General features: G+C 71.6%; 23 protein-coding genes. 10 read left to right on the top strand and 13 right to left on the bottom strand.

What is annotated here, in order from left to right; genetic code table 11:
* Window positions 1-94: 94 nt before the first annotated feature.
* From ACIQU3_RS02740 to ACIQU3_RS02720, 5 genes are read left to right on the top strand one after another with little or no spacing between them, the layout of a single operon-like run.
* A complete protein-coding gene (locus ACIQU3_RS02740; protein ID WP_403923116.1) occupies window positions 95-1651 on the top strand; it encodes a hypothetical protein in 1557 nt (518 codons plus the stop codon).
* A 20-nt stretch (window positions 1652-1671) separates the two neighbouring features.
* Window positions 1672-2232: a hypothetical protein gene (locus ACIQU3_RS02735; protein WP_403725086.1), complete on the top strand. Its 561-nt coding sequence runs from the start codon at window positions 1672-1674 to the stop codon at window positions 2230-2232.
* Window positions 2233-2234: 2 nt separating this feature from the next.
* Window positions 2235-2666 (top strand): DUF3592 domain-containing protein, encoded by a 432-nt coding sequence (locus ACIQU3_RS02730; RefSeq protein WP_403923114.1) that lies wholly within the window; start codon window positions 2235-2237, stop codon window positions 2664-2666.
* Complete coding sequence (locus ACIQU3_RS02725; protein ID WP_403725079.1) at window positions 2666-3055, top strand: hypothetical protein; 390 nt, start codon at window positions 2666-2668, stop codon at window positions 3053-3055. Before ACIQU3_RS02730 ends, ACIQU3_RS02725 begins: the two co-directional genes overlap by 1 nt.
* A gap of 31 nt (window positions 3056-3086) precedes the next feature.
* Window positions 3087-4775, top strand: coding sequence for a chitinase (locus ACIQU3_RS02720; RefSeq protein ID WP_403725076.1), 1689 nt, complete (start codon window positions 3087-3089; stop codon window positions 4773-4775).
* 36 nt (window positions 4776-4811) lie between these two features.
* Here ACIQU3_RS02720 and ACIQU3_RS02715 read toward each other — a convergent pair whose 3' ends face one another.
* The 5 genes from ACIQU3_RS02715 to ACIQU3_RS02695 all read right to left on the bottom strand — a co-directional run bounded on the left by ACIQU3_RS02715 (window position 4812) and on the right by ACIQU3_RS02695 (window position 10943).
* The gene (locus ACIQU3_RS02715) at window positions 4812-5237 is read right to left on the bottom strand and encodes a hypothetical protein (protein WP_403725071.1); all 426 of its coding nucleotides are present in this window, start codon (window positions 5235-5237) and stop codon (window positions 4812-4814) included.
* A 17-nt stretch (window positions 5238-5254) separates the two neighbouring features.
* The gene (locus ACIQU3_RS02710) at window positions 5255-6559 is read right to left on the bottom strand and encodes an Nramp family divalent metal transporter (protein ID WP_403725067.1); all 1305 of its coding nucleotides are present in this window, start codon (window positions 6557-6559) and stop codon (window positions 5255-5257) included.
* A 188-nt stretch (window positions 6560-6747) separates the two neighbouring features.
* Window positions 6748-7230 (bottom strand): ATP-binding protein, encoded by a 483-nt coding sequence (locus ACIQU3_RS02705; RefSeq protein ID WP_403725064.1) that lies wholly within the window; start codon window positions 7228-7230, stop codon window positions 6748-6750.
* Between the two features lie 81 nt (window positions 7231-7311).
* Window positions 7312-8211 carry an anti-sigma factor RsbA family regulatory protein gene (locus ACIQU3_RS02700; protein ID WP_403725060.1) on the bottom strand — a complete coding sequence of 300 codons (900 nt, stop codon included), beginning with the start codon at window positions 8209-8211 and terminating at the stop codon, window positions 7312-7314.
* Entirely contained in the window at window positions 8208-10943 is a 2736-nt protein-coding gene (locus ACIQU3_RS02695; RefSeq protein ID WP_403923112.1) for a LuxR C-terminal-related transcriptional regulator, read from the bottom strand. The genes ACIQU3_RS02700 and ACIQU3_RS02695 overlap by 4 nt, the downstream gene beginning before the upstream one ends.
* Before the next feature lie 275 nt (window positions 10944-11218).
* Between ACIQU3_RS02695 and ACIQU3_RS02690 the strand changes: the two genes are divergently transcribed.
* Entirely contained in the window at window positions 11219-12571 is a 1353-nt protein-coding gene (locus ACIQU3_RS02690) for a M14 family metallopeptidase (protein ID WP_403725053.1), read from the top strand.
* A 46-nt stretch (window positions 12572-12617) separates the two neighbouring features.
* Here ACIQU3_RS02690 and ACIQU3_RS02685 read toward each other — a convergent pair whose 3' ends face one another.
* The 5 genes from ACIQU3_RS02685 to ACIQU3_RS02665 all read right to left on the bottom strand — a co-directional run bounded on the left by ACIQU3_RS02685 (window position 12618) and on the right by ACIQU3_RS02665 (window position 16979).
* Window positions 12618-13133, bottom strand: a complete 516-nt coding sequence (locus ACIQU3_RS02685; RefSeq protein WP_403725049.1) for a hypothetical protein — start codon at window positions 13131-13133, stop codon at window positions 12618-12620.
* Between the two features lie 65 nt (window positions 13134-13198).
* Window positions 13199-14677 (bottom strand): GntP family permease, encoded by a 1479-nt coding sequence (locus ACIQU3_RS02680; protein ID WP_403923111.1) that lies wholly within the window; start codon window positions 14675-14677, stop codon window positions 13199-13201.
* A 102-nt stretch (window positions 14678-14779) separates the two neighbouring features.
* On the bottom strand, window positions 14780-15190 hold the full coding sequence (locus ACIQU3_RS02675; protein WP_403923109.1) for a RidA family protein: 411 nt from the start codon (window positions 15188-15190) through the stop codon (window positions 14780-14782).
* Window positions 15187-15948: an IclR family transcriptional regulator gene (locus tag ACIQU3_RS02670; RefSeq protein ID WP_403725038.1), complete on the bottom strand. Its 762-nt coding sequence runs from the start codon at window positions 15946-15948 to the stop codon at window positions 15187-15189. Before ACIQU3_RS02670 ends, ACIQU3_RS02675 begins: the two co-directional genes overlap by 4 nt.
* Window positions 15945-16979, bottom strand: a complete 1035-nt coding sequence (locus tag ACIQU3_RS02665) for a sugar kinase (RefSeq protein ID WP_403923107.1) — start codon at window positions 16977-16979, stop codon at window positions 15945-15947. The genes ACIQU3_RS02670 and ACIQU3_RS02665 overlap by 4 nt, the downstream gene beginning before the upstream one ends.
* Before the next feature lie 134 nt (window positions 16980-17113).
* Here ACIQU3_RS02665 and ACIQU3_RS02660 point away from each other — a divergent pair, with 134 nt between their 5' ends.
* Together ACIQU3_RS02660 and ACIQU3_RS02655 are read left to right on the top strand one after the other, a co-directional pair.
* The gene (locus ACIQU3_RS02660; RefSeq protein WP_403923105.1) at window positions 17114-18394 is read left to right on the top strand and encodes an amino acid deaminase; all 1281 of its coding nucleotides are present in this window, start codon (window positions 17114-17116) and stop codon (window positions 18392-18394) included.
* 11 nt (window positions 18395-18405) lie between these two features.
* Window positions 18406-20019 carry an amidohydrolase family protein gene (locus tag ACIQU3_RS02655; protein WP_403923103.1) on the top strand — a complete coding sequence of 538 codons (1614 nt, stop codon included), beginning with the start codon at window positions 18406-18408 and terminating at the stop codon, window positions 20017-20019.
* A gap of 25 nt (window positions 20020-20044) precedes the next feature.
* Here ACIQU3_RS02655 and ACIQU3_RS02650 read toward each other — a convergent pair whose 3' ends face one another.
* Both ACIQU3_RS02650 and ACIQU3_RS02645 read right to left on the bottom strand, forming a co-directional pair.
* The gene (locus tag ACIQU3_RS02650) at window positions 20045-20971 is read right to left on the bottom strand and encodes a serine protease (RefSeq protein ID WP_403725026.1); all 927 of its coding nucleotides are present in this window, start codon (window positions 20969-20971) and stop codon (window positions 20045-20047) included.
* Window positions 20972-21132: 161 nt separating this feature from the next.
* Window positions 21133-21975, bottom strand: coding sequence for a hypothetical protein (locus ACIQU3_RS02645; RefSeq protein ID WP_403725022.1), 843 nt, complete (start codon window positions 21973-21975; stop codon window positions 21133-21135).
* Between the two features lie 126 nt (window positions 21976-22101).
* Between ACIQU3_RS02645 and ACIQU3_RS02640 the strand changes: the two genes are divergently transcribed.
* Window positions 22102-23313: a pyridoxal phosphate-dependent aminotransferase gene (locus ACIQU3_RS02640; RefSeq protein ID WP_366712153.1), complete on the top strand. Its 1212-nt coding sequence runs from the start codon at window positions 22102-22104 to the stop codon at window positions 23311-23313.
* Window positions 23314-23440: 127 nt separating this feature from the next.
* The gene (locus ACIQU3_RS02635) at window positions 23441-23860 is read left to right on the top strand and encodes a hypothetical protein (protein WP_403725018.1); all 420 of its coding nucleotides are present in this window, start codon (window positions 23441-23443) and stop codon (window positions 23858-23860) included.
* A 119-nt stretch (window positions 23861-23979) separates the two neighbouring features.
* Here the strand turns inward: ACIQU3_RS02635 and ACIQU3_RS02630 are convergent, their stop codons facing one another.
* Window positions 23980-25470 carry an ATP-binding protein gene (locus ACIQU3_RS02630; protein WP_403923101.1) on the bottom strand — a complete coding sequence of 497 codons (1491 nt, stop codon included), beginning with the start codon at window positions 25468-25470 and terminating at the stop codon, window positions 23980-23982.
* Window positions 25471-25777: the final 307 nt, after the last annotated feature.

Genomic DNA, 25777 nt, shown 5'->3' with positions numbered 1-25777 from the left:
CGGAAGGCACATGACCGGAAGGCACACAGCCTGATGGCACACAGCCGGAAGGCACACGGCCGGATGGCACGCGGATCGGCGAGGAGGGGGCCGTATGGCGGACGGGGGCGGCATACGGGCGTACGGCCGCAGAGCGGTCTTCGACGACCGGGGGGCGACCGGCACCGAGTACCTCGGGATGGTCGTCGTCAGCGCGGCGATCGTTCTGGCCCTGTCGGCCACCGGTGTCGGCCAGTTGATCTACGACAGGATCGCCACGCAGGTCTGCCGGGTCGCCGGCGGCGACTGCGGGACGGCCGGGCCCGGGCCGGACAAGCCGCTCACCGACGCCGACTTCGAGCCGGCGCTGTGCCAAATCTCGTCCGTCACCGACAAGGCGGGATCCAAGGCGAAGATCCTCTTCTGGGAGATCGGCAAGGAGTACGGCTTCCAGGAGCAGCGTCTGAAGGCGAAGACGGACGTCAACGGGGACGGCAAGGTCGACGACAGCGACCAGCTGGTCTATCTGACGTTCACGGACGCGGCGTCGGTGGCCGCCAAGAAGGACTTCAAGCCGGGCATGAAGGTGGGCCGGTTCGGCGCGGACAAGGTGGAGCTGGGCCTCGGCATCAAGGTGACCAACGGCGACACGTGGGTGTTCCAGAGCCCCGAGGAGGCCCAGCGGTTCCGGGTCGACGTGGAGAAGCTCCAGATGTACGAGATGCGCCGGACCATGCCGGGCGGCGCGGAGGCGAGCGTCGGCGACAGCATCCTCTACCTCTTCGGGAAGGGGCCCCTGAAGGACGAGGAGGACACGCAGAACCGCATCAAGGAGCACCTCGGCGACAACCGGAAGATCACCTACGGCAAGGTGGGCCTGGAGGCCTCGGCGTCGGCCGGCCTGAAGATCTCCGCGGGCGACGAGAAGAAGCTGAGCGCCGCGCTCGGCGGCACCTTCAAGTACGCGCCCGAGGTCACCTGGACCGACAACTCCTACAAGAACACCAAGTCGTACACCTACTCCTCGTCCATCGAGTACGGCTCCAAGGTGGGGTACGAGGCGGGCCCGCTCAGCGGCGAGTACGCGGCGAACACGACACAGACCGGCACCATCACCGTCACCTACGACAAGAAGACCGGCAAGCTGGTCCGTGTCGACATGACCCGCACGGTCGAGGAGGGCGGTCAGAAGGACGGCGCGAAGGCGGGCGGCGACAACGGCAAGAAGGACGGGGACAAGCGGGGCGGGAACGCCGGGGTGAAGGGCACCGACTCGCGGACCGGCATCGAGATCGTCACGAACACGCTCACCTTCGACCCCGGCCCGGCGGGCGACCGGGACCGGGCGGTCGCCGAACGCTGGCTGGACAGCAACAACGAGCAGGTCGCGACGCCTTTCCAGTACATGTTCGCCGACCACGCCCCGACGGCCCGGCCGGGCGCCGACGACCCCTTCGGGCAACTGATGTTCGACCAGGGCAAGTCGAGCCGGATGACGTACACGGGTGAGGTGAACGCGGCCGAGTACGGCTTCGAGTTGAATCTGGGGCTCAGCCTGGGCATGACGATCAGCACGGAGAAGAAGGCGGAGACCCTGACCGACGCCCGCTTCCTGGGGGCGCCGCACGGACAGGGCCGCTCCTATCTTCCCTACAGCTACTGTGCGAACTGACGAGACGGGAGTCCCTGCCGATGAAGACCCGCCGTGCCGGCCTGGCCGCCGCCCTGCTGACGACCGCCGTCGCCCTGACCGGCTGCGGGAGTTCCGACTCCGGCGCGGGCAGCGTGCCCGAGGGCTGGGGGACGCTGAAGACGAAGGGGGTCGACGTGTCGTACCCGAAGGGCTACGAGGAGCAGAGCGCGGCCGAGCGGGGCGAGCACAATGCCGCGGCGGCGGCGCGGACGCAGGGCGCCAGGAAGGTCTCGGTCGTCACCGTGCAGCTGGGATTCACCGAGGCGAACTCCGCGGAGCAGGCCGCGATCGCCGCCGAGGCGGGCATCCAGATGGGCGCTGCCGTCAAGGGCCAGAAGGACGTGGAGCTGGCCGGCACGGACGAGGCCAGGCGGATCGACTTCTCCTTCAAGGCCACCGGCGAGGACGGCGGGCCGGCCGCGGGCACTCCGGTCGAGGGAGTGATCCTGGCCGGGCTGGACTCGCAGGACACGGCCTTCGCGATCCGGATCGACGCGCAGCGGGGGTCCCTGCCGGAAGGGGACCTGGACCGGATCATCGACTCGGTCGAGGTGCACTAACCGTGGCGGTGCCGGGCGCGGGATACGTCGTCCTCGCGGCGCTGGTGGCGCTGTTCGGCGCGCTGGCCTGGAGGTACGCGCGGCGGCTGGTGACGGTGACGCGGGTGCTGCGGCGCGGCGTGCGGGCGGGGGGTGAGTGCGTGCGGGTGGAGACGGAGCCGTATCAGCGTTCCGACGCACGGCGGCACTTCTTCGCCTTCCGCACGGCCGACGGCGTGCGGGTCGAGTTCGAGGACCTGGCGGGCTGGTCGACGACGGAGGGCAGCCCGGTCACCGTCACCTACGACCCCCGCGACCCCGCGGGCACGGCGACGGTGGCGGGCCTGGGCAGTTGGTCCCCGGTGCTCCAGTCGCTGGCCCTGGTCGCGGGCTGCGGCCTGGCCGCGGCGGGTTTCGCGATCCTGCTCCTCTTCGAGATCACCGGGGGTGACTGATGACGCTCGCCCGCTGCTGGGCCGTCGGCATCGTGGTGCTCGTCCTCACCGAGTACGTCCAGATGACGCTGGTGTACGGGCCGCTGGTCGGCCCGGAGGGCGTCGGGTCGTTCGGGGCCGCGCTGGCGCTGGTGCACCTGCCGAACCTGATGTGTGTCGCGCTGGCCACCTGGGCGGCGGCGCGGGTGCATCCGGAGCCGTGGCGCGAGGTGCCGGTGCGGCATCTGGCGGCGGCGTGCGCGGTTCCGGCGGCGGCGCAGGTGCTGCTGCTGTCCTTGCGGCCGGGGGTGCTGGACCCGGCGGGTGCGGCGTTCTGGATGTCCACGGGGGTGCTGTTGGCGGGGTGTGCGGTGGGACTGCTGCTCGACAGGTTGGTCTGGACCTCTTGACAGCCTCTTTGGTCTGAACCATTTTCTTGTCATGTCCCCACACAGACGATCCCTGCGGTTCTGGTCGGGTGCCGTCACGGCTGCCCTGGCCCTCACTGTCACGACCGTCGGCCAGGCCAGCGCCGCCGACGTCAACAACGCCAGGAACGCCGGCTTCGAGTCGGGCCTGAGCGACTGGACCTGCTCGGCGGGCAGCGGCACGACGGTCTCCTCCCCCGTCCGCACCGGCACGGCCGCGCTGCGGGCGACCCCCTCGGGGCAGGACAACGCCCGGTGCGCCCAGACGGTCCGGGTGAAGCCCGGCTCGACGTACACGCTGGGCGCCTGGGTGCGGGGCGGGTACGCCTACCTGGGCGTGACGGGCACGGGCACGACGGACGTGTCCACCTGGACGCCCGACTCCTCCTCCTGGAAGCAGCTCTCGACCACCTTCACCACCGGCTCCTCGACCACCTCGGTGACGGTGTACACGCACGGCTGGTACGGGCAGGCGGCGTACTACGCGGACGACGTGTCGGTGTTCGGTCCCGACGGCGGCGGGGGGACGGACCCCGGCCCCACGGTCCCGTCCGCGCCGGGCGGCCTGAACGTCACCGGCACGACGCCCTCCTCGGTCTCCCTCGCCTGGAACACGGTCTCCGGGGCGACGGGTTACACGGTCTACCGCGACGGCACCAAGGTGACGGCGGTCTCCGGCACCTCGGCGACGGTGACCGGCCTCGCGGCCTCGACGTCGTACTCCTTCCAGGTCGCGGCGACGAACGGGGCCGGTGAGTCGCCGAAGTCGGCGGCCGTGACGGGCACCACGAACAAGCCGAACGGACCCGGCCCCGCGCTGCCCCGGCACGCGGTGACCGGCTACTGGCAGAACTTCAACAACGGGGCGACGGTCCAGCGCATCTCCGACGTGCCCGCCGCCTACGACATCATCGCGGTGGCCTTCGCCGACGCGACGGGCACGCCCGGGGCGGTGTCCTTCACCCTGGACTCGGCCGGGCTGAACGGCTACACGGCCGAGCAGTTCAAGGCGGACGTGAAGGCGAAGCAGGCCGCGGGCAAGAAGGTCATCATCTCGGTCGGCGGGGAGCGCGGCACGGTGTCGGTGAACGACGCCGCGTCGGCGGCCAACTTCGCGGACAGCGTGTACTCCGTGATGCGGACCTACGGCTTCGACGGCGTCGACATCGACCTGGAGAACGGCCTGAACGCGACGTACATGACGCAGGCGCTGCGCGCGCTGTCGGAGAAGGCGGGCCCCTCGCTCGTCCTCACGATGGCTCCGCAGACGATCGACATGCAGTCCACGTCCAACGGGTACTTCCGGACCGCGCTGAACGTGAAGGACATCCTCACGGTCGTCAACATGCAGTACTACAACAGCGGTTCCATGCTCGGCTGCGACGGCAAGGTCTACAGCCAGGGCTCGGTCGACTTCCTCACGGCCCTGGCCTGCATCCAGCTGGAGAACGGCCTCGCCCCCTCCCAGGTCGGCCTGGGCCTCCCGGCCTCCACCCGGGGAGCGGGAAGCGGCTACGTCTCACCGACCGTGGTGAACAACGCCCTGGACTGCCTGGCCAAGGGCACCGGCTGCGGCACCTTCAAGCCCCCGCGGACGTACCCCGACCTGCGCGGCGCGATGACGTGGTCGACCAACTGGGACGCCACCGCGGGCAACGCCTGGTCCAACGCGGTCGGGCCCCATGTGCACGGGCTGCCGTAGCCACCACTGACGTCGCCGGCGGGGCGGGGAGGTCCCTCACCCCGCCGGCCTGTAGTGGCCCAGCACCCACGCCAGCTGCGGGAACCACTCCTGGAGCCGCGACCGGGGCCGGGCCTCCACCACGCACTCGAAGAACCGGCCGTCCCTGTGGACCACGGCGACCATCAGTGCCTTGCCGTTGGGACTCGCCCGGTAGTGGACGCTGCGGATCTCGGGCCAGCGGAACTCGATCGAGAGACCGGACGACTCGAAGGCGACACCCGACGCGTCGACGACGACCGCGTTGCGCTTGTCGACGGCCAGGAAGTCCGGCCCGGCCGCCGGCTGCGGCGGAGCCTGGACGTACGGAGGCTGTGCGGGCGCGTACGGAGGCTGCGCGGCGGCGTACGGGGGTGGCGCCGGCGCGTACTGCGGCGGTGGCGGGCCGAAGCCGGGCCCGGGTGGCGGGGGCTGCTGGGTCATCCCGCCATTCTCCCGTCCTAGAAGAACTCCCCCCACGGCTGGTCCCAGATCTGCTTCACGCACAGGATCAGGAACAGCAGGCCGGCGACGGCGAGCATGACGTTGCTGAGCGGGCCGTTGCGCCACTCCCGCGGGGTCCGGCCGGAGTTGAGGAGCCAGATCAGGGTGCCGGCGAGGAACGGCAGGAAGGCCGCGCCGAGGACGCCGTAGATGATGATCAGACGGAAGGGCTGGCCCTCGAAGAGCAGGATCATCGGCGGGAAGGTCAGCCAGAGCAGATAGGCGCGGAACGGCCAGGAGCGTTCACGCGTCCCGGAGGCGACTTCCTCGCCCCTGGCCTGGCCCGTGCCCGACAGCCGGGCCACGAAGTCGGCGAACATCAGGCTCACACCGTGCCAGACGCCGATCAACGAGGTGAAGGACGTGGCGAAGAAGCCGATCAGGAAGAACTTCGCCGTCGCCGAGCCGTACTCCTCCTCCAGGATGTCACCCAGCTGGATCAGGCCCTTGTCACCGCTGGCGATGGCGACGTTCGCCGAGTGGAGCAGCTCCGCGCCGACGAACAGCATGGCGATGACGAAGATGCCGGTGGTGGCGTAGGCGACGCGATTGTCCAGCCGCATGATCTTCATCCAGCCCGTGTCGGTCCAGCCCTTGGCGTTGACCCAGTAGCCGTAGGCCGCGAGCGTGATCGTGCCGCCCACACCGCCGATCAGGCCCAGTGTGTTGAGGATCGAGTCCTTCTCGTCCGGCAGCACCGGCAGGAGACCGGCGAGGGCGTCGGGGATGTTCGGCGTGACCCGGATCGCCAGGTACACCGTCACCACGAACATGACGCCCACCAGGACCGTCATGACCTTCTCGAACACCGCGTACTTGTTGAACCAGACGAAGACCAGCCCGACCAGACCGCAGGCGATGCCCCACCACTTGAGGTCCATCACCTCCGGGAACAGCGCCTGCAGCGGCAGCGCGCTCGACGACATCGCCGCCGCGCCGTAGACGAAGCCCCAGACCACGACGTACACCGCGAAGAACCAGGTGGTCCAGCGGCCGAGGCTCGCCCAGCCGTCGAACAGGGTGCGGCCCGTGGACAGGTGCCAGCGGCCCGCCGCCTCGGCCAGGGAGATCTTCACCAGGCACCCGATGACGGCGGCCCACAGCAGGGTGTAGCCGAAGTTGCTGCCCGCGATCAGGGTGGCGACCAGGTCACCGGCGCCGACTCCGGTCGCCGCGACGACGATGCCCGGACCGATGTGTTTCCAACTCGCCTTCCGGGGTTGCGGTTGCTGCGTACCCGTGTGCTGCGTGGTGTCGGCCATACAGATCAAGAAACAGCAATGTGCCAGGACCGACAAGAGGGCAGGAGCGGACCGGCCTCAGGGGCGCGGGGCATGGTCGAGGTGCGGCTTCTCCGCAGCGGCGCGGTGGGATCGACCACGACGGGCCCGCAGCCCGAGGACGGGCCCAGGCGGGCAGAACGCACCGCCAGGGCCCACCCGGCGGTGCGTCACGGCTGTCGCCGACCACAGCCGTCCGCCCCGCACGTGCCGAGCTCGAACCACACGGTCTTGCCCGGCCCGTCCCGGTGGCAGCCCCAGCTCCGGGCCAGCGCGTCCACCAGGAACATCCCACGGCCGCTCTCCCCGGTGCCCGCGTCCAGCACCCGGGGGACCCGGCGTTCGGCGTCGGCGACCTCGCAGCGCAGCAGGCCGTGCGCGGCGAACAGCGTGAGCCGGAAGCGGCTCCCGGCGTGCACCAGGGCGTTGGTGGCCAGTTCACCGACGAGCAGCTCCGCCACGTCCGCGACGTCACCGCGTTCGCCGAGCCCCCAGCCCTCCAACTGCCTGCGCACCTCCGCGCGCGCCTCGCGGACTGCGGAGGGCAGGGGTGCGTACTCGACACTCAGGTGCCCTGCCCCCAGGGGTGGTTGCGGGAACGGGCCGTAGCGTGCGTCTGGGTCGGGGAGGTGCCGCCCGGAGAGTTGCAGCATGGGTCCAGGGTGGTCCCCACGAGCGGTCCGGCGCAGGGGGAGGACTACCCGATCCCCTACCTGCTTGCGCAGGTGGGAAGGCTATGCGTACTGGAGGCGGACCGTCGCTCCGTCGGCGTCGTCGCGGATGTCCACGTAGGCGCAGACCTGACGCGCGTACCACAGCCCCGGGCCCGGTTCCGGGTCGGCGGCCGGCGGGACGAAGCCGGCGAGCGGGTCGTCGATGCGGCGGGCCGAGCGCAGTTCGCAGACGCAGCCGGGGCCTTCCCCCCACAGCAGGACGTCACCGCCGAGGGGCGCGAGGGCCGCCGCGCTCTCCGCGACGGCGGCGGCGAACAGCTCGGCGTCCGCGGCGGGCAGCCCCCGCCCGACGGCCCAGCTCTGCACCGCCGCGGTGTCCGGCTGCGGGAGGCGGTGCGCGCCGTACGGCGGCAACGGCAGCGGTACGGCGTCGAGTTCGGCCGCGAGCCGCAGCGGGTCCTCGTAGACCTCGGTGCCGGGGTGGGTGCGGCGGGCCGCGGCGACGACGGCGGGTCCGGCGGTGCGGGTGTCGTACGCGCACAGGGCGGTCGTGGACATGGGGGCGAAGAGGAGGTTGGCGAGGGCCTCGTAGCGGATCCACTCGGTGGTCTCGCGGGCCGAGCGGCCGGCGCGGCCGCTCCAGACGGGTTCCATGACGAGGTGGAGGCGGCCGCCGGGTCCGGCGTGTGCCGCGAGATAGGTGGCGGCCCGGGCGACGGCGTTGGCGGCGGAGCCGGTGTACCAGTCGGTGTGCGGGATGCAGGTGACGTCCTTCGCGCCGGGGCCGAGGGCGTCGCGCAGGAGGTCGAGGTGGTGCGGGGCAGCGATGGCCACCGGCGGCGGCTCGCCGGAGGCGCCGAGTCCTTCGCCGAGGAAGGGCAGGGCGGCGGCCAGGAAGCCGTCGTCGGAGTCGAAGACGGCCATGCGGTGGTCGAACGGGCTGTGTTCGGCGGTGGTCATGTGGTCCCCTCGGGTGGGTGGGTGCGTGCGGGGGTGGAGCAGCGCCGCGCCGTCACCCAGGCCGCGATCTGACTGCGGTTGCTGAAGCCGAGCTTGCCGAGGATGCGTTCCACATGGCCTTCGGCGGTGCGGCGGGCGATCACCAGACGGTCGGCGATCTGCTGGTTGGCGAGGCCTTCGGCGACGAGCTGGGCGACCTCGGTCTCACGGCGGGTCAGACGGACCGTGCCGTCGTCGGTCGGGGGCGGGGCGGCGGGTTCCGCGGGGTGCGGGCGGCCCGGCCCCCGCGGCTCCCGGCCGGCGAGTTCCGCGAGCGTCAGGGCCCTGCCCCGCCGGTGGGCCCGCTCGAACGCCTCCGGGCCGAGGGCCCGGCCCGCCCGCTCCTCGGTGTCCCGGCGCACGGCGTTGAGGGTGTGGGAGCCCCAGCGGCCGGTGTCGATGTCGGCCCAGACGCGGTCGGCTCCGCCGAGGAGGACGGCGGCGTGCTCGTGGGAGCCGCGTGCGGCCGCGATCGACGCGAGCAGGTCGAGGGTGAGGGCGATGCCGATGACGTCGTGGACGGCGAGTTTGAGCCGCAGTGCCTCGAGGGCGTGCCGTTCGGCCCTGGGCCAGTCCGCGCGCACGGCGTGGGCGAGGGCGAGGATGCGCAGCACGTAGGAGCGGACCCACTGCTCGCCGTGCCGTTCGCACAGCGCGAGGGCCTCCTCGCAGACCTCGACGGCCCGCTCGGCCTCGCCCAGGTAGGCCAGCGCGCAGGCGAGTTCGACCTGGTCGAGGCCGGCGAGGCTGAGGTGCTGTCCGGGCACCGGGCCGCGGGCGACGGTGGTCTCGAAGTGCCGCAGCGCGCCGGGCAGGTCGTCACCGAACAGCCGGATGACGCCGATGACGTACTCGGCGTGCGCGGCTTCGGCGTCGTCGCCGAGGGTGCGGGCCAGGGCGAGGGCATCGGTGGCGTGGCGGCGGCCCCGGGGGAAGTCCCGGGTGGCGGCGGCCAGCAGCCCGGCGACCCACAGGCCGCGGGCCCGTTCCCGGGTCGGTCCGGGGGCGGCGGTCAGGGCCCGGTCGAGCCAGTACAGGCCCTCGCGGGAGGCGCCGCAGGCGTGCCAGTGGAACCAGAGCGTGCCGGCGAGACGCAGTCCGGCGAGGGCCTCGCCGGGGGCGGAGAGGCTGAAGTCGAGGGCGGCGCGGAGGTTGTCCCGGTCGGCGCGCAGCCGGGCGACCGTCTCCGGCTGGCCGGGGCCGAACCAGCCCCGCTCACACGCCTCGGCCCGCCGTGCCATCCAGTCGCGCTGCCGCCGCCGGGCGGTCTCCTCCTGCCCCGGGACCCGCCTCAACTGCTCCAGACCGTACTGCCGCAGGGTGTCGAGCAGCCGGTAGCGCACTCCGCCGGGCCCGGGCTCCCGGCAGAGCACGGACTTGTCCACGAGCCCGGCGACGGCTTCGAGCACGTCGTCCCTGCGCAGGCCCGGGACGGCGGAGAGCAGGACGACGGCCCCGGGGGGTGCGGCACCGGGCCGGGGGTGTGCGACCGAAGCGTCGAGGGTCCCGGGGTGTGCCGCGGCGGGCGGAGGGTGTGCGGCTGGGGCCTCCACGGTCCCGGGGAGTGCCGCGGCGGGCCGGGGGTGTACGGCTGGGGCCTCCACGGTCCCGGACGGTTCTGCGGCGGGCCGGAGGAGTGCGACCGAAGCGTCCACGGTCCCGGAGGGTGCCGCGGCGGGCCGGGGGTGTGTGGACGGGGCCTGCGTGTGAGGGGCCGGCCAGGCGGGTGGGGTCGTGTGCGGGAGTCGCCTCACCTTGTCCGTCGCGGGGCCGGTATCGCTCTCCGGGGGGTCGTCCGCGCAGACCGCCTCCGCCGTCTCCAGGTCGAAGCTGCCCGCCAGGACGGACAGCCGGGCCCACACCGTCTGCTCGGGGAGGGTGCACAGGTCGTGGCTCCAGGCGACCGCCGCGCGCAGGGTCTGGTGGCGGGGCAGGGCGGCGGGGCTGCCGGTCGTGAGGAAGCGGTAGCGGTCGTCGAGGCGGTCCAGGAGCTGGTCGACGTCGAGGACGCGCATGCGGACGGCGGCGAGTTCGATGGCGAGGGGCAGCCCGTCCAGGCGGTGGCACAGCCGGGCGACGGAGGCGCGGTTGGCGGGGGTGAGGCGGAAGCCGGGGACGACGGCGGCGGCCCGGTCGGCGAAGAGCGTCAGGGCCGGGTAGCCCTGGGCGGCGGACAGGTCGCCGTCCGGGTCGGGCACCGGCAGCGGCCGTACCTCCAGGAGATGCTCCTCGGTGAGGCCGAGCCGGTGCCGGCTGGTGGCGAGGATCCGGACGCCCTCGGTGCCGTGCAGCAGGGCCGCGGCCAGTTGCGCGCACGCGCCCGCCAGATGCTCGCAGTTGTCGACGACGAGGAGCAGCCGCCGGTCCCGTACCTGTTCGACGAGGGCTTCGAGGGGCGGCTGGGCGGAGCGGTCGTGGAGCTCGAGCGCGTCGGCGGCGGCGAGCGGGACGAGGGCCGGGTCGTGCAGTCCGGACAGGTGCACGTAGCGCACGCCGTCGGGGAAGGCGCGCCGCACCCGGTCCGCGATCCGCGCGGCGAGCCGGGTCTTGCCGACGCCGCCCGGCCCGGTCAACGTCACCAGACGTGCGCGGGCGAGCAGTTCGCGGCCCTGGGTCAGTTCGCCACGCCGGTCGACGAAGCTGGTCGTCTCGGCCGGCAGGTGGTGGTCCTGTCGTGGCGCTGATCCGCCCATGATCAGCCAGTCCTCTGAACGGGTGTGAGTCCGGGGATCCGGACACTCCGGCTCGGTGTGCGCGGCCCCTCACTGTGTCGGAGTCGCGTACATATATGCACGCCGGGGCCACACCTGCGGGTGCACTTCGGCTGTGACACCTCGACCGCGACACCACGCGCGTACACTGCGCGGCTGCTTTCAGTCTTGACCTGCTCATGCCATCAGCAGAACGATATGCGCCACCCGCACACGTACGTCGCACGGAACAACCCCACCTCCCACAAGGAGATTTCATGCGACTTCGCACACGAGGCCCCGGTGCCCGCACCGGTGGACGCACCGCCGCCCTCGCCGGGCTCCTCGCCCTCGCCCTCGCGGCCCCCCTGTCCGCGACCACGGACGATGCCGCCGCCGACAGCGCCCGCAAGCCGGCCGCCTCGGCCGACGACGTCCGGCAGTACGAGATCCACCTGCGCTCGACGGCCGCGGACCGTACGGCACTTCAGCGCGCAGGCGTGTCCGTGGACGAGGTCCACGGGCACGGCGTCGTGGTCTCCGGCCGCGCCGACCAGATCAGGAAGCTGCGCGCGCAGGGCTACGAGGTCACCCCGCTGGGCGCGGTGCCCGACCGGTCCGCCGGTGAGGACGACGTCCGGCTCCTCGACTTCCCGTCGGCGGACTCGAAGTACCACAACTACGCGGAGATGACGAGCGAGATCAACTCGATCGTCTCGGCCAACCCCTCCATCGCGAGCCAGCGCGTGATCGGCAAGTCCTACCAGGGGCGGAACATCGTCGCCATCAAGATCAGCGACAACGTGGGCACCGACGAGTCCGAGCCGGAGGTGCTGTTCACACACCACCAGCACGCCCGTGAGCACCTCACCGTCGAGATGGCGCTCTACCTGCTGCGCGAGCTGACCTCCGGCTACGGCTCCGACTCACGCGTGACCGGCATGGTGAACAACCGCGAGATCTGGATCGTCCCGGACATCAACCCGGACGGCGGCGAGTACGACATCGCCACCGGCTCCTACCGCTCCTGGCGCAAGAACCGGCAGCCCAACTCCGGTTCGTCGTACGTCGGCACCGACCTGAACCGCAACTGGAACTACCGCTGGGGCTGCTGCGGCGGCTCCTCCGGGTCGACGTCCTCGGAGACGTACCGGGGGTCGGCCGCGGAGTCGGCACCCGAGGTGAAGGTCGTCTCCGACTTCGTGCGCAGCCGGGTCGTCGGCGGCACGCAGCAGATCAAGGCGGGTGTCGACTTCCACACCTACAGCGAGCTGGTGCTGTGGCCGTTCGGCTACACGTACTCCGACACGACGACCGGCATGACCGCGGACGACAACGCGGCGTTCAAGGCGGTCGGGCGGAAGATGGCCGCGAGCAACGGGTACACGGCGGAGCAGTCCAGCGACCTGTACATCACGGACGGTTCGATCGACGACTACCTCTGGGGCACGCACAAGATCTTCGCGTACACCTTCGAGATGTACCCCCGGTCCGGTGGGGGAGGGTTCTACCCGCCCGACGAGGTGATCGAGCGGGAGACCTCCCGCAACCGGGACGCGGTGCTGCAACTGCTGGAGAACGCCGACTGCATGTACCGGTCGATCGGCAAGGAAGCGCAGTACTGCGGTTAGGTGCGGCCACGCGGCGGAGCCGCACTCCGGCAGAGCCTCGTGCCCCTTACTCCGCGCTCTCCTCGAAGTAGGCGTCGAGGACGGCGTCCAACTGCTCGTCCCACTCGGTGAAGCGGCTCCTGGCCGGCGCCTCGATCTCGATCGGGTACCAGCGCCGGTCGGGGGTGTGGACGGTGACGGTGTACCGCTTGCCGAAGCGGGCCGTCTCCGTCTCCACCGCGCCGATCTCGTCCCAGCGGAACTCACACTCCTGGTCGTCCAGGGACATGCGTACGCCTCTGTGGTCGGCGACCAGCCGGGCGCGGCGGTCGGACGCCTCGAAGACGGGGCCGTCGGCCGGGGCGCTCTCCTCCGGCTCGGTGTCCTCCTCCGGGCCGGAGGAGGACACCTCCTGCTCGGGGGCGGCCTCCTCGGCGACCTCGGCCTCGGCGACCTCGGGTTCCTTCTCCGGCCCGCCCTCCTTTGCCCGTTCGGACGCGGGTGAGGTGAGCCCGGGGATGAAGGCCGGGTCGAATCCGGCGCCTTCCAGGGGCTGGCTGCTCGAACCTATGCGCTGCTCCACAGCGCAGAAGTATGGTCGAGAAACCTGTGCGGCACACAGTCGGCCCCGACTTCGTTATCAGACGCCTACACGAACAGGCTCAATACCGCCGCCACCGCGAACCCCGCCACCGACAGCACGCTCTCCAGCACCGTCCAGGTCTTGAGGGTGTCCCGCTCGCTGATGCCGAAGTACTTCGCCACCATCCAGAAGCCGCCGTCGTTCACATGGGAGGCGAAGATGGATCCGGCCGAGATGGCCATGATGACCAGGGCGACGAACGCCTGGGAGTGGTCGCCCTCGGACAGGAGCGGGGCCACGATGCCCGCCGTCGTCACGATCGCCACCGTCGCCGAGCCCTGGGCCACGCGCAGGACCACGGAGATCAGGTAGGACAGGACGAGCACCGGCAGGCCCACGTCGTTGAAGGTGTCCGAGAGGGCCTGGGCGACGCCGCTGGCCTTGAGGACGGCGCCGAAGATGCCGCCCGCGCCGACCACCAGCAGGATGTTGCCGACCGGCTTGAGGGACGCCGTCGACACCGTCTCCAGGGACTTGCGGGACCAGCCGCGGCGGATGCCGAGCAGGTAGTAGGCGAGGAACAGGGCGATCGTCAGCGCCACGAACGGGTTGCCGAAGAACTCGATCACCGAGCGGAGGGTCGAGGGCTCCAGGGCGATGGAGGAGAAGGTCGCCGCGAGGATGAGGACCAGCGGGGTGCCGATGATGCCCAGGACCGTGCCCAGGGAGACCGGCTGCTCGCTGGGCGCGACCCCGGCGGCGCGCTGCTCGTCGACGACGGATTGCTTGGCCTCCTCGGCCGCCTCGACCATGTCCTGCGGCACGGGGACGAAGATGCGGCGGCCGACCCACGCCGAGTAGCCCCAGGCGGCGACCACGGCGGGCAGCCCGCAGACGATGCCCATGAGGATGACCCAGCCGAGGTCGACGTGCAGGAGACCGGCGGCGGCGACCGGGCCGGGGTGCGGCGGCAGGAACGCGTGGGTGACCGACAGGCCCGCGAGCAGCGGCAGACAGTAGAGCAGGATCGACTTGCCGGATCGCTTGGCGGCGGCGTAGACGATCGGGGCCAGGACGAAGATGCCGACGTCGAAGAAGACCGGGATGCCGAAGATCAGGCCCGTGAGGCCCATGGCGAGCGGGGCGCGCTTCTCGCCGAACAGTCCGAGCAGACGGCTCGCCAGCACCTCGGCGCCGCCGCTGACTTCGAGGATCGCGCCGAGCATGGTGCCCAGGCCGATGATGATGGCGACATGGCCGAGGATGCCGCCCATGCCGGACTCGATCGTGGAGACGGCGTCCGACTTCTGGACCGTGCCGAAGAGTTCGGTGACCGACAGACCGGCGGCGAGGCCGACGGCTATGGAGACCGCCAGCAGGGCGACGAACGGCTGGAGTCTCATCTTGATGATGAGGAACAGCAGCAGGGCGATGCCGAGCGCTGCGGTGAGCAGGAGTCCGGCCGTGCCGTCGACGAGGAGGAGCAGTCCTCCCGTGTGGGGTGGGGTCTCGGCAGGGGCGGACGCGGCGAGCGGAAGGGACATTCGGGGGTCCTCTGCGTAAAGGCATGCGGCTTCTGGGTAGGGGGGAGCGCGGCGCGGCGCATCGGTGGCGCCGCGCCTCGGTGAGGCGGGGTGGGGGTGGGGTCAGCCGAGGACGGCCAGGGCGTCGATCTCGACGAGGAGACCCGCGGGCAGACCGACGTAGACCGTCGTGCGCGCGGCGGGCGGCTGGGTCAGGCCCTGCTCCTCGAAGTACGCGTTGTAGATCGCGTTCATCTCGGCGAAGTGGTCGACGTCCGTCAGGTAGACGCGGATCATCATCACGTCGTCCCAGGAGGCGCCGCCCTCCTCCAGGATCGCCTTGACGTTGGCCACGGTCTGGAGCGTCTGCTCGCGCAGGGTCGGCCCGGCGGGCGTGGGCGCCTTGCCCTCCTCGGCGGGCAGGAAGCCGACCTGCCCGGCGACCTGGAGGATGTTGCCCTTCTTCACGCCGTGGGAGAACTTCGCCGGCGGGGTGGTGTGGGTCTGGGGGGTGAGTGCGATCTTGTCCGTCATACGGTGCCCTTCACTGGTGTTCTGCCGGAGTACTCCCCGCTGATGGCGTCCGCCGTACGGCGCACCAGCGGCAGGAGGGTGAGGAGTTCGTCGGCGGTGACGACGACGTTCGGCGCGGAGACCGACATCGCGGCGACGACCCGGCCGTCGGCGCCGCGGATGGGCGCCGCGACGCAGTTGATGGACTCCTCGTGGCCGCCGAGGTCGGTGGCCCAGCCCTGTTCGCGCACCTTCTCCAGCTCGCGCAGGAACGCGGTGGCGTTGGGGGTCGAACGGGACGTGTAACCGGGGTACTCGAGCTTCTCCGCGACCGCCCGCCGCTCCTGTTCGGGCAGGTCGGCCAGCAGCAGCTTGGCGACCGCGGCGACGGTGAGGGCGACGGGCTTGCCGATGCGGGAGTACATGCGCACCGGGTAGCGGCTCTCGACCTTGTCGATGTAGAGGACCTCGTTCTCCTCGTACACGGCGAGGTGCACGGTGTGTCCGCAGCTCTCGTTGAGGCGGACCAGGTGGGGGTGGGCGATCTCGCGGACGTCGAGGTTCTCCATCGCCTCCTGGGCGAGGGCGAAGAGCCGGGCGCCGAGGCGGTAGCGCTGGTCGGACTGGCGGTAGACCAGCCCGTGCTCGTGCAGGGTGCGCAGCAGCCGCAGGGCCGTGGACTTGTGGACGCCGAGGCGGTCGGCGACCTGCCCCAGGTCGGCGGGGCCCTCGGCGAGCAGCGGCAGGATGCTCAGCGCGCGGTCGACGGTCTGGCTCATGGCGTTCGTACCTCCTCGTCGGCCCGCTGGGGCTCCTCGGTCCAGCCCGGGCCGAGTCGCAGTCTCCCCCATGCCGCGTCGTCCAGGGCGGCGAGCCGGTCGGCGTGCTCCCGTGCGGGTGGTGTGGCGAGGTCGCCGGGCACGGTGAGCGCGGCGGCGGCCATCAGGTGCCCGTGCCGCAGCCGGTCCCGCGCGGGCAGTCCGCGCAGGGTGGCGGAGAGGAACCCGGCGGCGAAGGCGTCTCCGGCACCGACGGCGGCGACGACGTCGACCCGGGGTGCGGGCACGAAGGTGACGTCCCTCCGGTCGAAGACGGTGGCTCCGGCGGCGCCCTGCTTGACGACCAGCACCTCGGGTTCGGGGAGGGCAGCGCGGACGGCTTCGGCGCTGCGCAGCCCCCAGGCCTCGTCCTGTCCGACGAAGACGAGGTCCGCGCCCCGGGCCAGGTCGCGCAGGACCGTCGGGGCGTCCGTGTCGCGCCACAGGCCGGGGCGGTGGTTGACGTCGAAGGAGACCAGGGGGCGGCCGGGGCGGCGGGCGGTCAGGTCGCGCATCAGGTCCCGGCAGGTCCCGGACAGCGCGGCGGTGATGCCGGACAGGTGCAGCACGCGCCCGGCGCGTACCGCGGCCGGGTCGGGGTCGGTCGCGCTCATCGCGGAGGCCGCCGAACCGGCCCGGTAGTAGGCCACCTCGTGGGCGTCGCCGGCCCGGTCCCCGGCGGTGCGGAAGTAGATGCCGGTGGGGCGGCCCGGGTCGCGCCGGACGTGGGCCACGTCGACCCCGTAGGCGCCGACCGTCTCGACCAGGTGATCGCCGAAGGCGTCGTCCCCCACCCTGCTGATCCACCGCGCGGAGTGCCCGGCGGCGGCCAGCACGCAGGCCACGTTCGACTCCGCCCCGCCGATTCCCCGCTCGAAGGACGGCACGTCGGCGAGGCGTCCCGGCCGGGAGGGCAGGAACGTGACCATGGACTCGCCGAGCGCGACGACGTCCACGACGTCGGGGGCGTCACAGGGTCCGGTGGGGGTCACGATGTTCGTAGCTCCTCTGCGAGGTCGGTGGGCGGCGGTTTCATTGACCGGGGGTGGCCGAGATGTTAGACAGCGTTCAGCGACATACGCAATGAAGGTTGCAGATACTGCAACGCCGCAGATCAGGAGGCTCCATGACGGCCGACACAGCCCAGTCCCTCGCCCGGCTCGCCGCCGAGCGCGTCGACCACCGCTTCAAGGGCCTCCCGCCGGACGCCGACGGGCTGACCGTCGCCGAGCTGGCCGGCCAGCGCCGCAACCTGTTCACCGGCGGCTTCGCCACGCCCGTGCTCGCACTGTCCGCCGAGCGCCTGGAGCACAACCTGAAGCTCATGGAGACCTACGCGGCACGCCACGGCCTGGCTTTCGCGCCGCACGGCAAGACCTCCATGGCGCCGCAGCTGTTCCGGCGTCAGATCGAGCACGGGGCGTGGGGCATCACGCTGGCCGTCCCGCACCAGGTGCGGGTGGCGCGGGCGTTCGGGACCCGGCGCGTGTTCCTGGCGAACGAGCTGGTCGACGCGGCGGCCCTGCGCTGGATCGCGGCCGAGCTGGACGCCGACCCGGACTTCGAACTGGTCTGTTACGTCGACTCCGTGCGCGGCGTCGAGCTGATGGACGCCGCGCTGCGGGACGCCGCCGCCACCCGCCCCGTGGACGTCGTCGTCGAGCTCGCCGCCGGGGAGGGCGCCCGTACCGGCGTCCGGACGGAGACCGAGTGCGCGGCGGTCGCCGACGCGGTGGCGGGCACGCGGACGCTGCGGCTCGTCGGTGTCGCGGGCTACGAGGGCGAGGTGCCGAAGGCCGACACCGAGCGGGTGACCGCGTGGCTGCGGCGGCTGGTCGCGCTGGCCGCCGACTTCGACAAGGCCGGGCGGTTCGCCGGGCTGGACGAGATCGTGGTCAGCGCGGGCGGCAGCGCCTGGTTCGACGCGGTCGCCGAGGTCTTCGCGGACATCCCCGAACTCTCGCGTCCCGTGCTGAAGTTGCTGCGCTCGGGCGCCTATGTCTCGCACGACGACGGCCACTACCGCAAGCTCACCCCGTTCAACCGGGTCCCCGAGGAGGGCGCCCTGGAGCCCGCGTTCCGCCTGTGGACGCAGGTGGTGTCGCGGCCGTCGGCCGAGCAGGCCTTCGTCAACGCGGGCAAGCGGGACGCGGCCCACGACCTGGACCTGCCCTTCGCCCAGGTGATCCGACGGGACGGCGCCGAGCGCCCGGCCACGGGCGTGTCGGTGACGGCCCTGTCCGACCAGCACGCCTGGCTCGCCACCACTTCGGAGGCCGATCTGGAGGTCGGCGACTGGGTCGGGCTCGGGCTGTCCCACCCGTGCACGTCGTTCGACAAGTGGCAGCTGATCCCGGTCGCGGAGGCGGACGGCACGGTCGTCGACTACGTCCGCACCTTCTTCTAGGAGGCCGGGCGATGGAGGAACTCGTCATCCGGGACGCCGACGTCGTCGACGGCTCCGGCGCGGACGCCTACCGGGCCGATGTCGTGGTCGACGGCGGCCGGATCGTCGGCATCGTCAAGGAGGCCGCGGCGGCCGGCTGCCAGCGGCCGAAGGCCCGCCGGGAGCTGGACGCCGAGGGCCTGGTCCTGTCCCCCGGCTTCGTCGACATGCACGCGCACAGCGACCTGGCGCTGCTGCGCGACCCCGACCACAGCGCCAAGGCCGCGCAGGGCGTCACCCTGGAGGTCATCGGTCAGGACGGGCTGTCGTACGCGCCGGTCGACGACCGCACGCTGGGCGAGGTGCGGCGGGCGATCGCCGGGTGGAACGGCCCGGGTGACGACATCGACTTCGACTGGCGCACGGTCGGCGAGTACCTCGACCGGCTGGACCGCGGGATCGCCGTGAACGCGGCGTATCTGATCCCGCAGGGCACGGTCCGGGCGCTCGCGGTCGGCTGGGAGGACCGCGAGGCGACCCCGGACGAGCTGGACCGGATGCGCGGACTGGTCGCCGAGGGCATGGAGCAGGGCGCGGTCGGCATGTCCTCGGGGCTGACCTACACGCCGGGCATGTACGCGCCCGACGCCGAACTGACCGAGCTGTGCCGGGTGGTGGCCTCCTACGGCGGCTACTACTGCCCGCACCACCGCTCCTACGGGGCCGGGGCCCTCCAGGCCTACGCGGAGATGGTGGCGCTGACCCGGGAGGCGGGCTGCTCCCTGCACCTCGCCCACGCCACCATGAACTTCGGCGTGAACAAGGGCCGGGCCCCGGAGCTGCTGGACCTGCTGGACGAGGCGCTCGCGGCCGGATCCGACATCAGCCTCGACACCTACCCGTACACCCCGGGCTGTACGACGCTGGCGGCGGTGCTGCCGAGCTGGGCGAGCGAAGGCGGCCCGGAGGCGACGCTGAGGCGGCTGGCGGACGAGGAGACGGCGCAGCGCATCCGGCACCACCTGGAGGTCACCGGCTCGGACGGCTGCCACGGCGTGCCCGTCGAGTGGGACACGATCGAGATCTCGGGCGTGGGCGATCCGGCCCTGGCCGATTTCGTCGGCCGGACGATCCGGGAGTCGGCGGACCGGCGGCGCGAGGCGCCCTGGGTGACCGCACGCGGGCTGCTGCTGGCCGACCGGCTGGCCCCGACGATCCTCCAGCACGTCGGGCACGAGGAGAACGTCCGGGCGATCATGCGCCATCGGGTGCACACGGGCGGCTCGGACGGCATCCTCCAGGGCGCCAAGCCGCACCCGCGCGCCTACGGCACGTTCCCGCACTATCTCGGGCACTACGTGAGGGAGTTGGGGGTGCTGTCGCTGGAGGAGTGCGTCGCGCACCTCACCTCGCGCCCGGCGGCGCGGCTCCGGCTGCCCGACCGGGGTCTGGTCCGCGAGGGCTACAAGGCCGACCTGGTGCTGTTCGACCCGGTGACGGTGGCGGCGGGCTCCACGTTCGCCGAGCCGCGCACGCTCCCGACGGGCATCCCGTACGTCCTGGTCGACGGCCGGTTCGTGATCGAGGACGGTCGGCGCACGGACGTGCTGGCGGGCCGGGCGGTCCGCGGAACTCCTCCCGCGTGACCGCCCGGCCGGCACCCTGTCCGCCTTACGGCTTGGGCAGGGTGCAGCCGCTCGCGCTGAGGTCGAGCTTGTTGTCGATCCCGAAGCAGGCCGGAATCCCGTAGGTCTCCTGGGCGTAGTTGATGCCCTTGCGGACGGTCACGGTGCCGTTCTCGTCGACCTCGCACGGGTTGTTCACCGTGCAGCGCTCACCGTCCTCATTGCCGGTGTTGTTGATGGCGACGACCTTGTTGGTGGCCTGGTCGACGACGGGTGAGCCGGACGTGCCGCCGATGGTGTTGCAGGCGGAGGTGTAGCGGACCGAGTCCTTCCAGGTCCAGTCGCCCTCCTTCAGGCGGTACGCGAACCCGTCGATGGAGCAGCTGTAGATCCGCTTCCAGTAGCCGGAGGGGATGCTGATGGCGGTGCCGGCCACCGGGTGACTGTCGTTCAGCGTCAGCGGGTTGATGTTGTACGAGCTCTTGATCTGCGCGTACGTGGTGGTGAGCTGGTAGAGCGCGACGTCCGTGTCGGTCATCGTGCCGTATGCGAGCTTGGCGGCGCGAAGGGTGGCGACGCGCGAGCCGGAGGCGTTGAGAAGGCCGAAGGTGCGGCTGGAGGCCTTGTCGACGAGGACCTGGCCGGGGCCGGGGAAGCCGGACTCCAGGCAATGGCCGTTGGTCATCACGAGCGCCGGGTCGTCGGCCTCGGAGTCCGGCATGCGGACGACCGAGCCGGAGCAGTTGCTGAGCGCGACGGTGCCGGCGAAGTTCACGGCCTTGGCCTGGGGGCCGCGGAGCCCGGACAGCGTCTGCTCCACGGAATCGACCACGCCCGACACGGCGGACGTGACCTGACCCGTGTCCGCGGCCTTGCCGACGCCCGTGGGGGCGGCATCGGCAGCGGTCGCGGGAGCCGCGCCGGCCCCGGCCATCGCCAGGGCGCAGATCGCGGCGGCGAGAGGTTTTCTCATGGGGGGTCCCCTCTTGCGACGGAGGCGGCCGGAAATCCTCCGGCCGCCTGCACGATTGTCATGCACATTGTGATCGTCGCAAGGGGGTGGCACAAGAACCTGTTCCACAACCGGAACTTCAGGGTCCGGAATGACCCTACTCAACCACCCTTACCGGCCGCTCACTTGGGGCCCTTGGTGCCGCCGGGTCCGTGCCCGGGTTTCCCGTCCGGCCTGCCGGGCGCCGAGGCCGTGGCGGTGGGGACGGAGTCGGCGGGGGCGGTGGTCGTGGGACCGTCGGCCGGGGGCGGCGTGCTGTCCGTGGCGGACGGCGACGCGGACCGGGTCCGGCTCTCCGCCGGGGCCGGACTCGGGGACGCGGCCCCGGACGGACCGTCAGAGGTCGCCGGGCGATCCGCGAGCGGGGCGTCCGGACTCGCCGCCGGACCGCTGTCCCCGGGCGACGCCGCCGGGGAGCCCCCCGTCGCCGGATCCGTGCGGCCGCTCTCGCCGCCCCGCGTCCCGCCGGAGGGCGCGCCGGAGAAGGAGAATCCGGCGATGAGCACGGCCGCGGACACGGCACCCACGGCACCGGCCGCGACCGCCAGGCGACGCGACCGCGAGACAGGGGGCTTGCGCCGGGCCCGGCGCCCACCCCCGGCCCGACCACCCGGCACCGGCACCTCCCCCGGCACCACCGGCATCTCACGGGTCTCCCCGAGACCGCCCGAGCGACCGGGATGCGAGGGGCCTCCGGTGTCTCCGGTGCCACCGGTGTCTCCGGAATACCCGGGGCCGCCGGTGTCTCCGGGATACCCGGGGCCGCCGTGGGCATGGCCCGCACCGCCTTCGGCGGGTGCCGGGCCCGCCGGGTCGTACGGGTCCTGCCATCCGTGCGCCGCCGCCGGGTCCGCGTAGGCGTCGTACACCGGCGGGGCGACCCCCTGCGGCAGGTACACGGGCGGCGGCCCCTGGGGCTGCTCACCGCCCGTCGCTCCGTCGGCGTAATCGAATGGCTTGGACATGGCGGGAAATTGTAGGGACCGAAGGGGCTGGTGGGACAGCGTGTGGCGATATCGCCCCAAATCCCCGCGTCTCACGTGGCGGAAAACACGACCCGGGAGGCATTACCGGGCCGTAAGCTCCCAGACATGCAGGTGATCCAGTCGACCAAGCTCGCCAACGTCTGTTACGAGATCCGGGGCCCGGTGCTCGAGGAGGCGATGCGACTGGAAGCTGCCGGTCATCGCATCCTCAAGCTGAACACCGGCAACCCGGCCGCGTTCGGCTTCGAGTGCCCGCCGGAGATCCTGGAGGACATCCTCCGCAACGTGTCGTCGGCGCACGGCTACGGCGACGCCAAGGGCCTGCTGGCCGCACGCCGGGCGGTCGTCATGCACAACCAGACCCTCGGCATCGAGACCGACGTCGAGCACGTCTTCATCGGAAACGGCGTCTCCGAGCTGATCGTGATGGCGATGCAGGGCCTGCTGGACGACGGCGACGAGGTCCTCGTCCCCGCGCCCGACTACCCACTGTGGACCGCCGCCGTCTCCCTGTCCGGCGGCACCGCCGTGCACTACCGCTGCGACGAGCAGGCCGACTGGATGCCGGACCTCGCCGACATCGAGCGCAAGGTCACCGACCGCACCAAGGCGCTCGTGATCATCAACCCCAACAACCCGACCGGGGCCGTCTACGACGAGGCGATGATCAAGGGCCTGACCGACATCGCCCGCCGGCACAACCTGCTCGTCTGCTCCGACGAGATCTACGACAAGATCCTCTACGACGGTGCCACGCACACCCCTACCGCCTCCGTCGCCCCGGACCTGCTCACCCTGACCTTCAACGGCATGTCGAAGGCCTACCGGGTCGCCGGCTACCGGGTCGGCTGGATGTCGATCTCCGGGCCGCGCGCCCACGCCGACTCCTACATCGAGGGCCTGACGATCCTGGCGAACATGCGCCTGTGCGCGAACATGCCGGGGCAGCACGGAGTCGTCGCGGCACTCAGTGGACGGCAGACGATCAACGACCTGGTACTGCCGGGCGGACGGCTGCGCGAGCAGCGGGACACGGCGTACGAGCTGCTGACCCAGATCCCCGGTGTGACCTGTGTGAAGCCCAAGGGCGCGCTGTATCTCTTCCCGCGCCTGGACCCCAAGGTCTTCAAGATCAAGGACGACCGCCGCATGGTCCTGGACCTGCTCCGGCGCGAGAAGATCATGGTTGTCCAGGGCACGGGCTTCAACTGGCCGGAGCCGGACCACTTCCGGGTGGTGACCCTGCCGACGGTCGGGGACCTGACCGACGCGGTGGGGCGGATCGGTCACTTCCTGGACGGCTACAGCCAGCCCTGACCGCGCCCGAACGACCTTGACTGCCTGCTCACGCTTTGTGTGCAGGCAGTCCTGTTTTGTGAACGGATCAACTTTAGACGAAATCTAAGCTAGGATGGCTTCCTGTAAGAACTCAGGAGGCCCTCCCATGTACGAACCGATCCGCACCAAGTCGGTCCACAGCACGGTGGACGGCCCCGACTCCGACTTCCCGCACCGTTCCCGCGAGGAGGAGCTGGACATCCAGCTCGCGGGCCACCTGGCCGCGCTGCTCGCCGTCACGGACGAACTGCGTGCACTGGAGGGCTCGGCCGACCTGGACGCCGCGGCGGAACGGCTCGCGGAGCAGGTGGGCCGGCTGCGCGGCGGGCGCACTCCGGTGCGCGCCCCGATGAGCGGCCGGCGCGATCGCGGAACGGCTGCCCTGCACCGGCGGGCGCACACCCTGGCGGGCCGTGCGCTGGTCGTCGCCGCCTCCCGCGCGGACACGGCGGCCGCGATCCTGGCCGCCGAGCGGATGGACGCCCACACCGCGGCCCTGGAGCCCCGCGAACTCGCGTCCCGCTGAGCTCTTCAGAGGCTCCCCCTTTACGGCCCCGGTCCGCGCGCACCCGCAGCGACGCGCGGACCGGGCGCCACACATCCCCCGTCGACGTCTCTCCCGGGACCGCGCGGCGTGCCGGGATGTCAGGAACCGTGGTACAGCCGTTGCAGGTCGACGAGGACCACCTCGCCTCGGCTCTCGGCCGCCCGCAGTTCCGGGTCGAAGCCGGTGCCGCTGTAGCAGGCGGGTCTGGCGTGACGGATGTCGACGCCCTTCGCCTCCAGCAACTGCAGGATGCGCCGCAGGCGTTGCAGGTGCCCAAGGTGCATGACCTTGTGCCATTTCGCCTCTCCCACGGACAGCAGGATGCCCTGACCCTGGCCGATGGCTCCGTGCACCACGACGTCGGCCTCGAGTGAGGTCCGGTTCACCGGGTCGGCCACGGTCCCGGAGGCGACCTGGATCGGCATGCCCCCGAACGTCGCGGGGTCCGCGTGCCACTCGACCCACTCACGGCACAAGCGCTCGAAGTGGGGACCGACGACCTTGCTGAGGAACGTGGACCTGCTGTGTTCCCACATCATGGCCGCACCTCGGCGGCGACTCAGCAGAGCCGTCTCGGGGCGGACGACGGCATGGTGAAAGGTGATCAGTGGCTCGGCGACGTGATAGGTCGTCCGGTTGGTGCGGAAGGCGTCGGGCTCGGCGGTGAGCAGGCCGCAGCTCTTCAGGACGGACAGCGGCAGCGAGATGTCGGTGGCCTTGCGGCCCACCGCGCTCGCGATGCCACCGCTGGTGCGATTGCCGCCGGCCACCGCGGCCAGGACCGAGTGGTACAGCGACCGGTTGCGCAGATCCGGTTCGGCGGCCAGCAGGTACGGCGCCTCGCCATGGATGGGACGGGCCGGGTTGAGTACGGTCCGGCAGACCCAGGCGTCGAAGTCGTCGGGCCCGTCCGGCACGTCGTCGTCGACGAACTCCCGTCGGTACGCCGGGGTACCGCCGACGATCGCGTGGACGAGCACCGCCAGCCGCGGGTCACGGATGCCCCAGAACTCGGCGGCCTCGCGGAAGCCGAGGGAGTGGACCACGAGATCGAGGCCCGCCCGGCCGTAGAGCGGGGAAGCCCCGGAGAGGAGTCCGCCCATGAAGGACATCGCGCTGCCGCACAGCAGGATCCGAGGCCGCTCCTTGCGGTTGCGTTCGGAGCGGACCCCGATGGCGGCCTGCAACTGGGAAGGGAGGGCTGGGGCGTTCCGTACCAGGTAGGGAAACTCATCGATCACCACGGGCAGCGGTCTGTCCTTCGCCAGCCCGAAGAGCAGTTCCAGCGCCTGTTCCCAGTTGGCCGGCGCAGGTGGGACGACGGCACCGGTGAAGCGTGCGACCGCGTCACCCAAGAGGTGCAGGGACTCGGTGGCCGATGCCTCGACCGCCGCGTAGTAGAAGCCGTCGGTGGCGTCCGCCAGCGCCTGAAGAAGAAAACTCTTGCCCTGCCGACGGCGGCCGGACACCACGCCGAGCCGAGGACCGGCCCCCTCGGCGGTTGCGAAGGCGGTCAGCTCACTCCACTCCCACTCCCTGTCGAACATGTCCGCGGGTCTCGGCAGATTGCGCGCTGCGGGGCGGGCCATGACGCTCCACTCTTTAGAGACGTACCTCTTAGAAGTACACCGGTAAGAACGAGCGGGCTCGGAATCCGTTACACGGTGCGCACGAGGCAGGCGTCTCTCACAGAATTCGGTCAACGTCCCCCTCGCAATCGAGGCAGAACCGCGCATTCCGCCCGCGCTCTACGGCAGCTGCAGTGACATCGCCCCGGTTTGACGCGGAGAAACGGCAGGGCTGATTCCGGCCCGAATGCAAGGGACGTTCCGGGGCACGCCGCGCCCAGTTGTGTGCTTCTTATGACAGCTTGTGCGTCTCCGGTGACCAGCGTGA

Source organism: Streptomyces sp. NPDC101110, from assembly GCF_044759525.1.
Classification (GTDB): Bacteria; Actinomycetota; Actinomycetes; order Streptomycetales; family Streptomycetaceae; genus Streptomyces.
Note: the sequence above shows the minus strand (reverse complement) of the source record. Positions and strands in the feature narration are given on the sequence as shown.

What these genes read in the sequence shown, in the direction of transcription:
- ACIQU3_RS02740 (WP_403923116.1), top strand. Translation starts at nt 95, where the DNA reads ATGGCGGACGGGGGCGGCATACGGGCGTACGGCCGCAGAGCGGTCTTC.
- ACIQU3_RS02735 (WP_403725086.1), top strand. Translation starts at nt 1,672, where the DNA reads ATGAAGACCCGCCGTGCCGGCCTGGCCGCCGCCCTGCTGACGACCGCC.
- ACIQU3_RS02725 (WP_403725079.1), top strand. Translation starts at nt 2,666, where the DNA reads ATGACGCTCGCCCGCTGCTGGGCCGTCGGCATCGTGGTGCTCGTCCTC.
- ACIQU3_RS02720 (WP_403725076.1), top strand. Translation starts at nt 3,087, where the DNA reads ATGTCCCCACACAGACGATCCCTGCGGTTCTGGTCGGGTGCCGTCACG.
- ACIQU3_RS02715 (WP_403725071.1), bottom strand. Translation starts at nt 5,237, where the DNA reads ATGACCCAGCAGCCCCCGCCACCCGGGCCCGGCTTCGGCCCGCCACCG.
- ACIQU3_RS02710 (WP_403725067.1), bottom strand. Translation starts at nt 6,559, where the DNA reads ATGGCCGACACCACGCAGCACACGGGTACGCAGCAACCGCAACCCCGG.
- ACIQU3_RS02705 (WP_403725064.1), bottom strand. Translation starts at nt 7,230, where the DNA reads ATGCTGCAACTCTCCGGGCGGCACCTCCCCGACCCAGACGCACGCTAC.
- ACIQU3_RS02700 (WP_403725060.1), bottom strand. Translation starts at nt 8,211, where the DNA reads ATGACCACCGCCGAACACAGCCCGTTCGACCACCGCATGGCCGTCTTC.
- ACIQU3_RS02695 (WP_403923112.1), bottom strand. Translation starts at nt 10,943, where the DNA reads ATGGGCGGATCAGCGCCACGACAGGACCACCACCTGCCGGCCGAGACG.
- ACIQU3_RS02690 (WP_403725053.1), top strand. Translation starts at nt 11,219, where the DNA reads ATGCGACTTCGCACACGAGGCCCCGGTGCCCGCACCGGTGGACGCACC.
- ACIQU3_RS02680 (WP_403923111.1), bottom strand. Translation starts at nt 14,677, where the DNA reads ATGTCCCTTCCGCTCGCCGCGTCCGCCCCTGCCGAGACCCCACCCCAC.
- ACIQU3_RS02675 (WP_403923109.1), bottom strand. Translation starts at nt 15,190, where the DNA reads ATGACGGACAAGATCGCACTCACCCCCCAGACCCACACCACCCCGCCG.
- ACIQU3_RS02670 (WP_403725038.1), bottom strand. Translation starts at nt 15,948, where the DNA reads ATGAGCCAGACCGTCGACCGCGCGCTGAGCATCCTGCCGCTGCTCGCC.
- ACIQU3_RS02660 (WP_403923105.1), top strand. Translation starts at nt 17,114, where the DNA reads ATGACGGCCGACACAGCCCAGTCCCTCGCCCGGCTCGCCGCCGAGCGC.
- ACIQU3_RS02655 (WP_403923103.1), top strand. Translation starts at nt 18,406, where the DNA reads ATGGAGGAACTCGTCATCCGGGACGCCGACGTCGTCGACGGCTCCGGC.
- ACIQU3_RS02650 (WP_403725026.1), bottom strand. Translation starts at nt 20,971, where the DNA reads ATGAGAAAACCTCTCGCCGCCGCGATCTGCGCCCTGGCGATGGCCGGG.
- ACIQU3_RS02645 (WP_403725022.1), bottom strand. Translation starts at nt 21,975, where the DNA reads ATGTCCAAGCCATTCGATTACGCCGACGGAGCGACGGGCGGTGAGCAG.
- ACIQU3_RS02640 (WP_366712153.1), top strand. Translation starts at nt 22,102, where the DNA reads ATGCAGGTGATCCAGTCGACCAAGCTCGCCAACGTCTGTTACGAGATC.
- ACIQU3_RS02635 (WP_403725018.1), top strand. Translation starts at nt 23,441, where the DNA reads ATGTACGAACCGATCCGCACCAAGTCGGTCCACAGCACGGTGGACGGC.
- ACIQU3_RS02630 (WP_403923101.1), bottom strand. Translation starts at nt 25,470, where the DNA reads ATGGCCCGCCCCGCAGCGCGCAATCTGCCGAGACCCGCGGACATGTTC.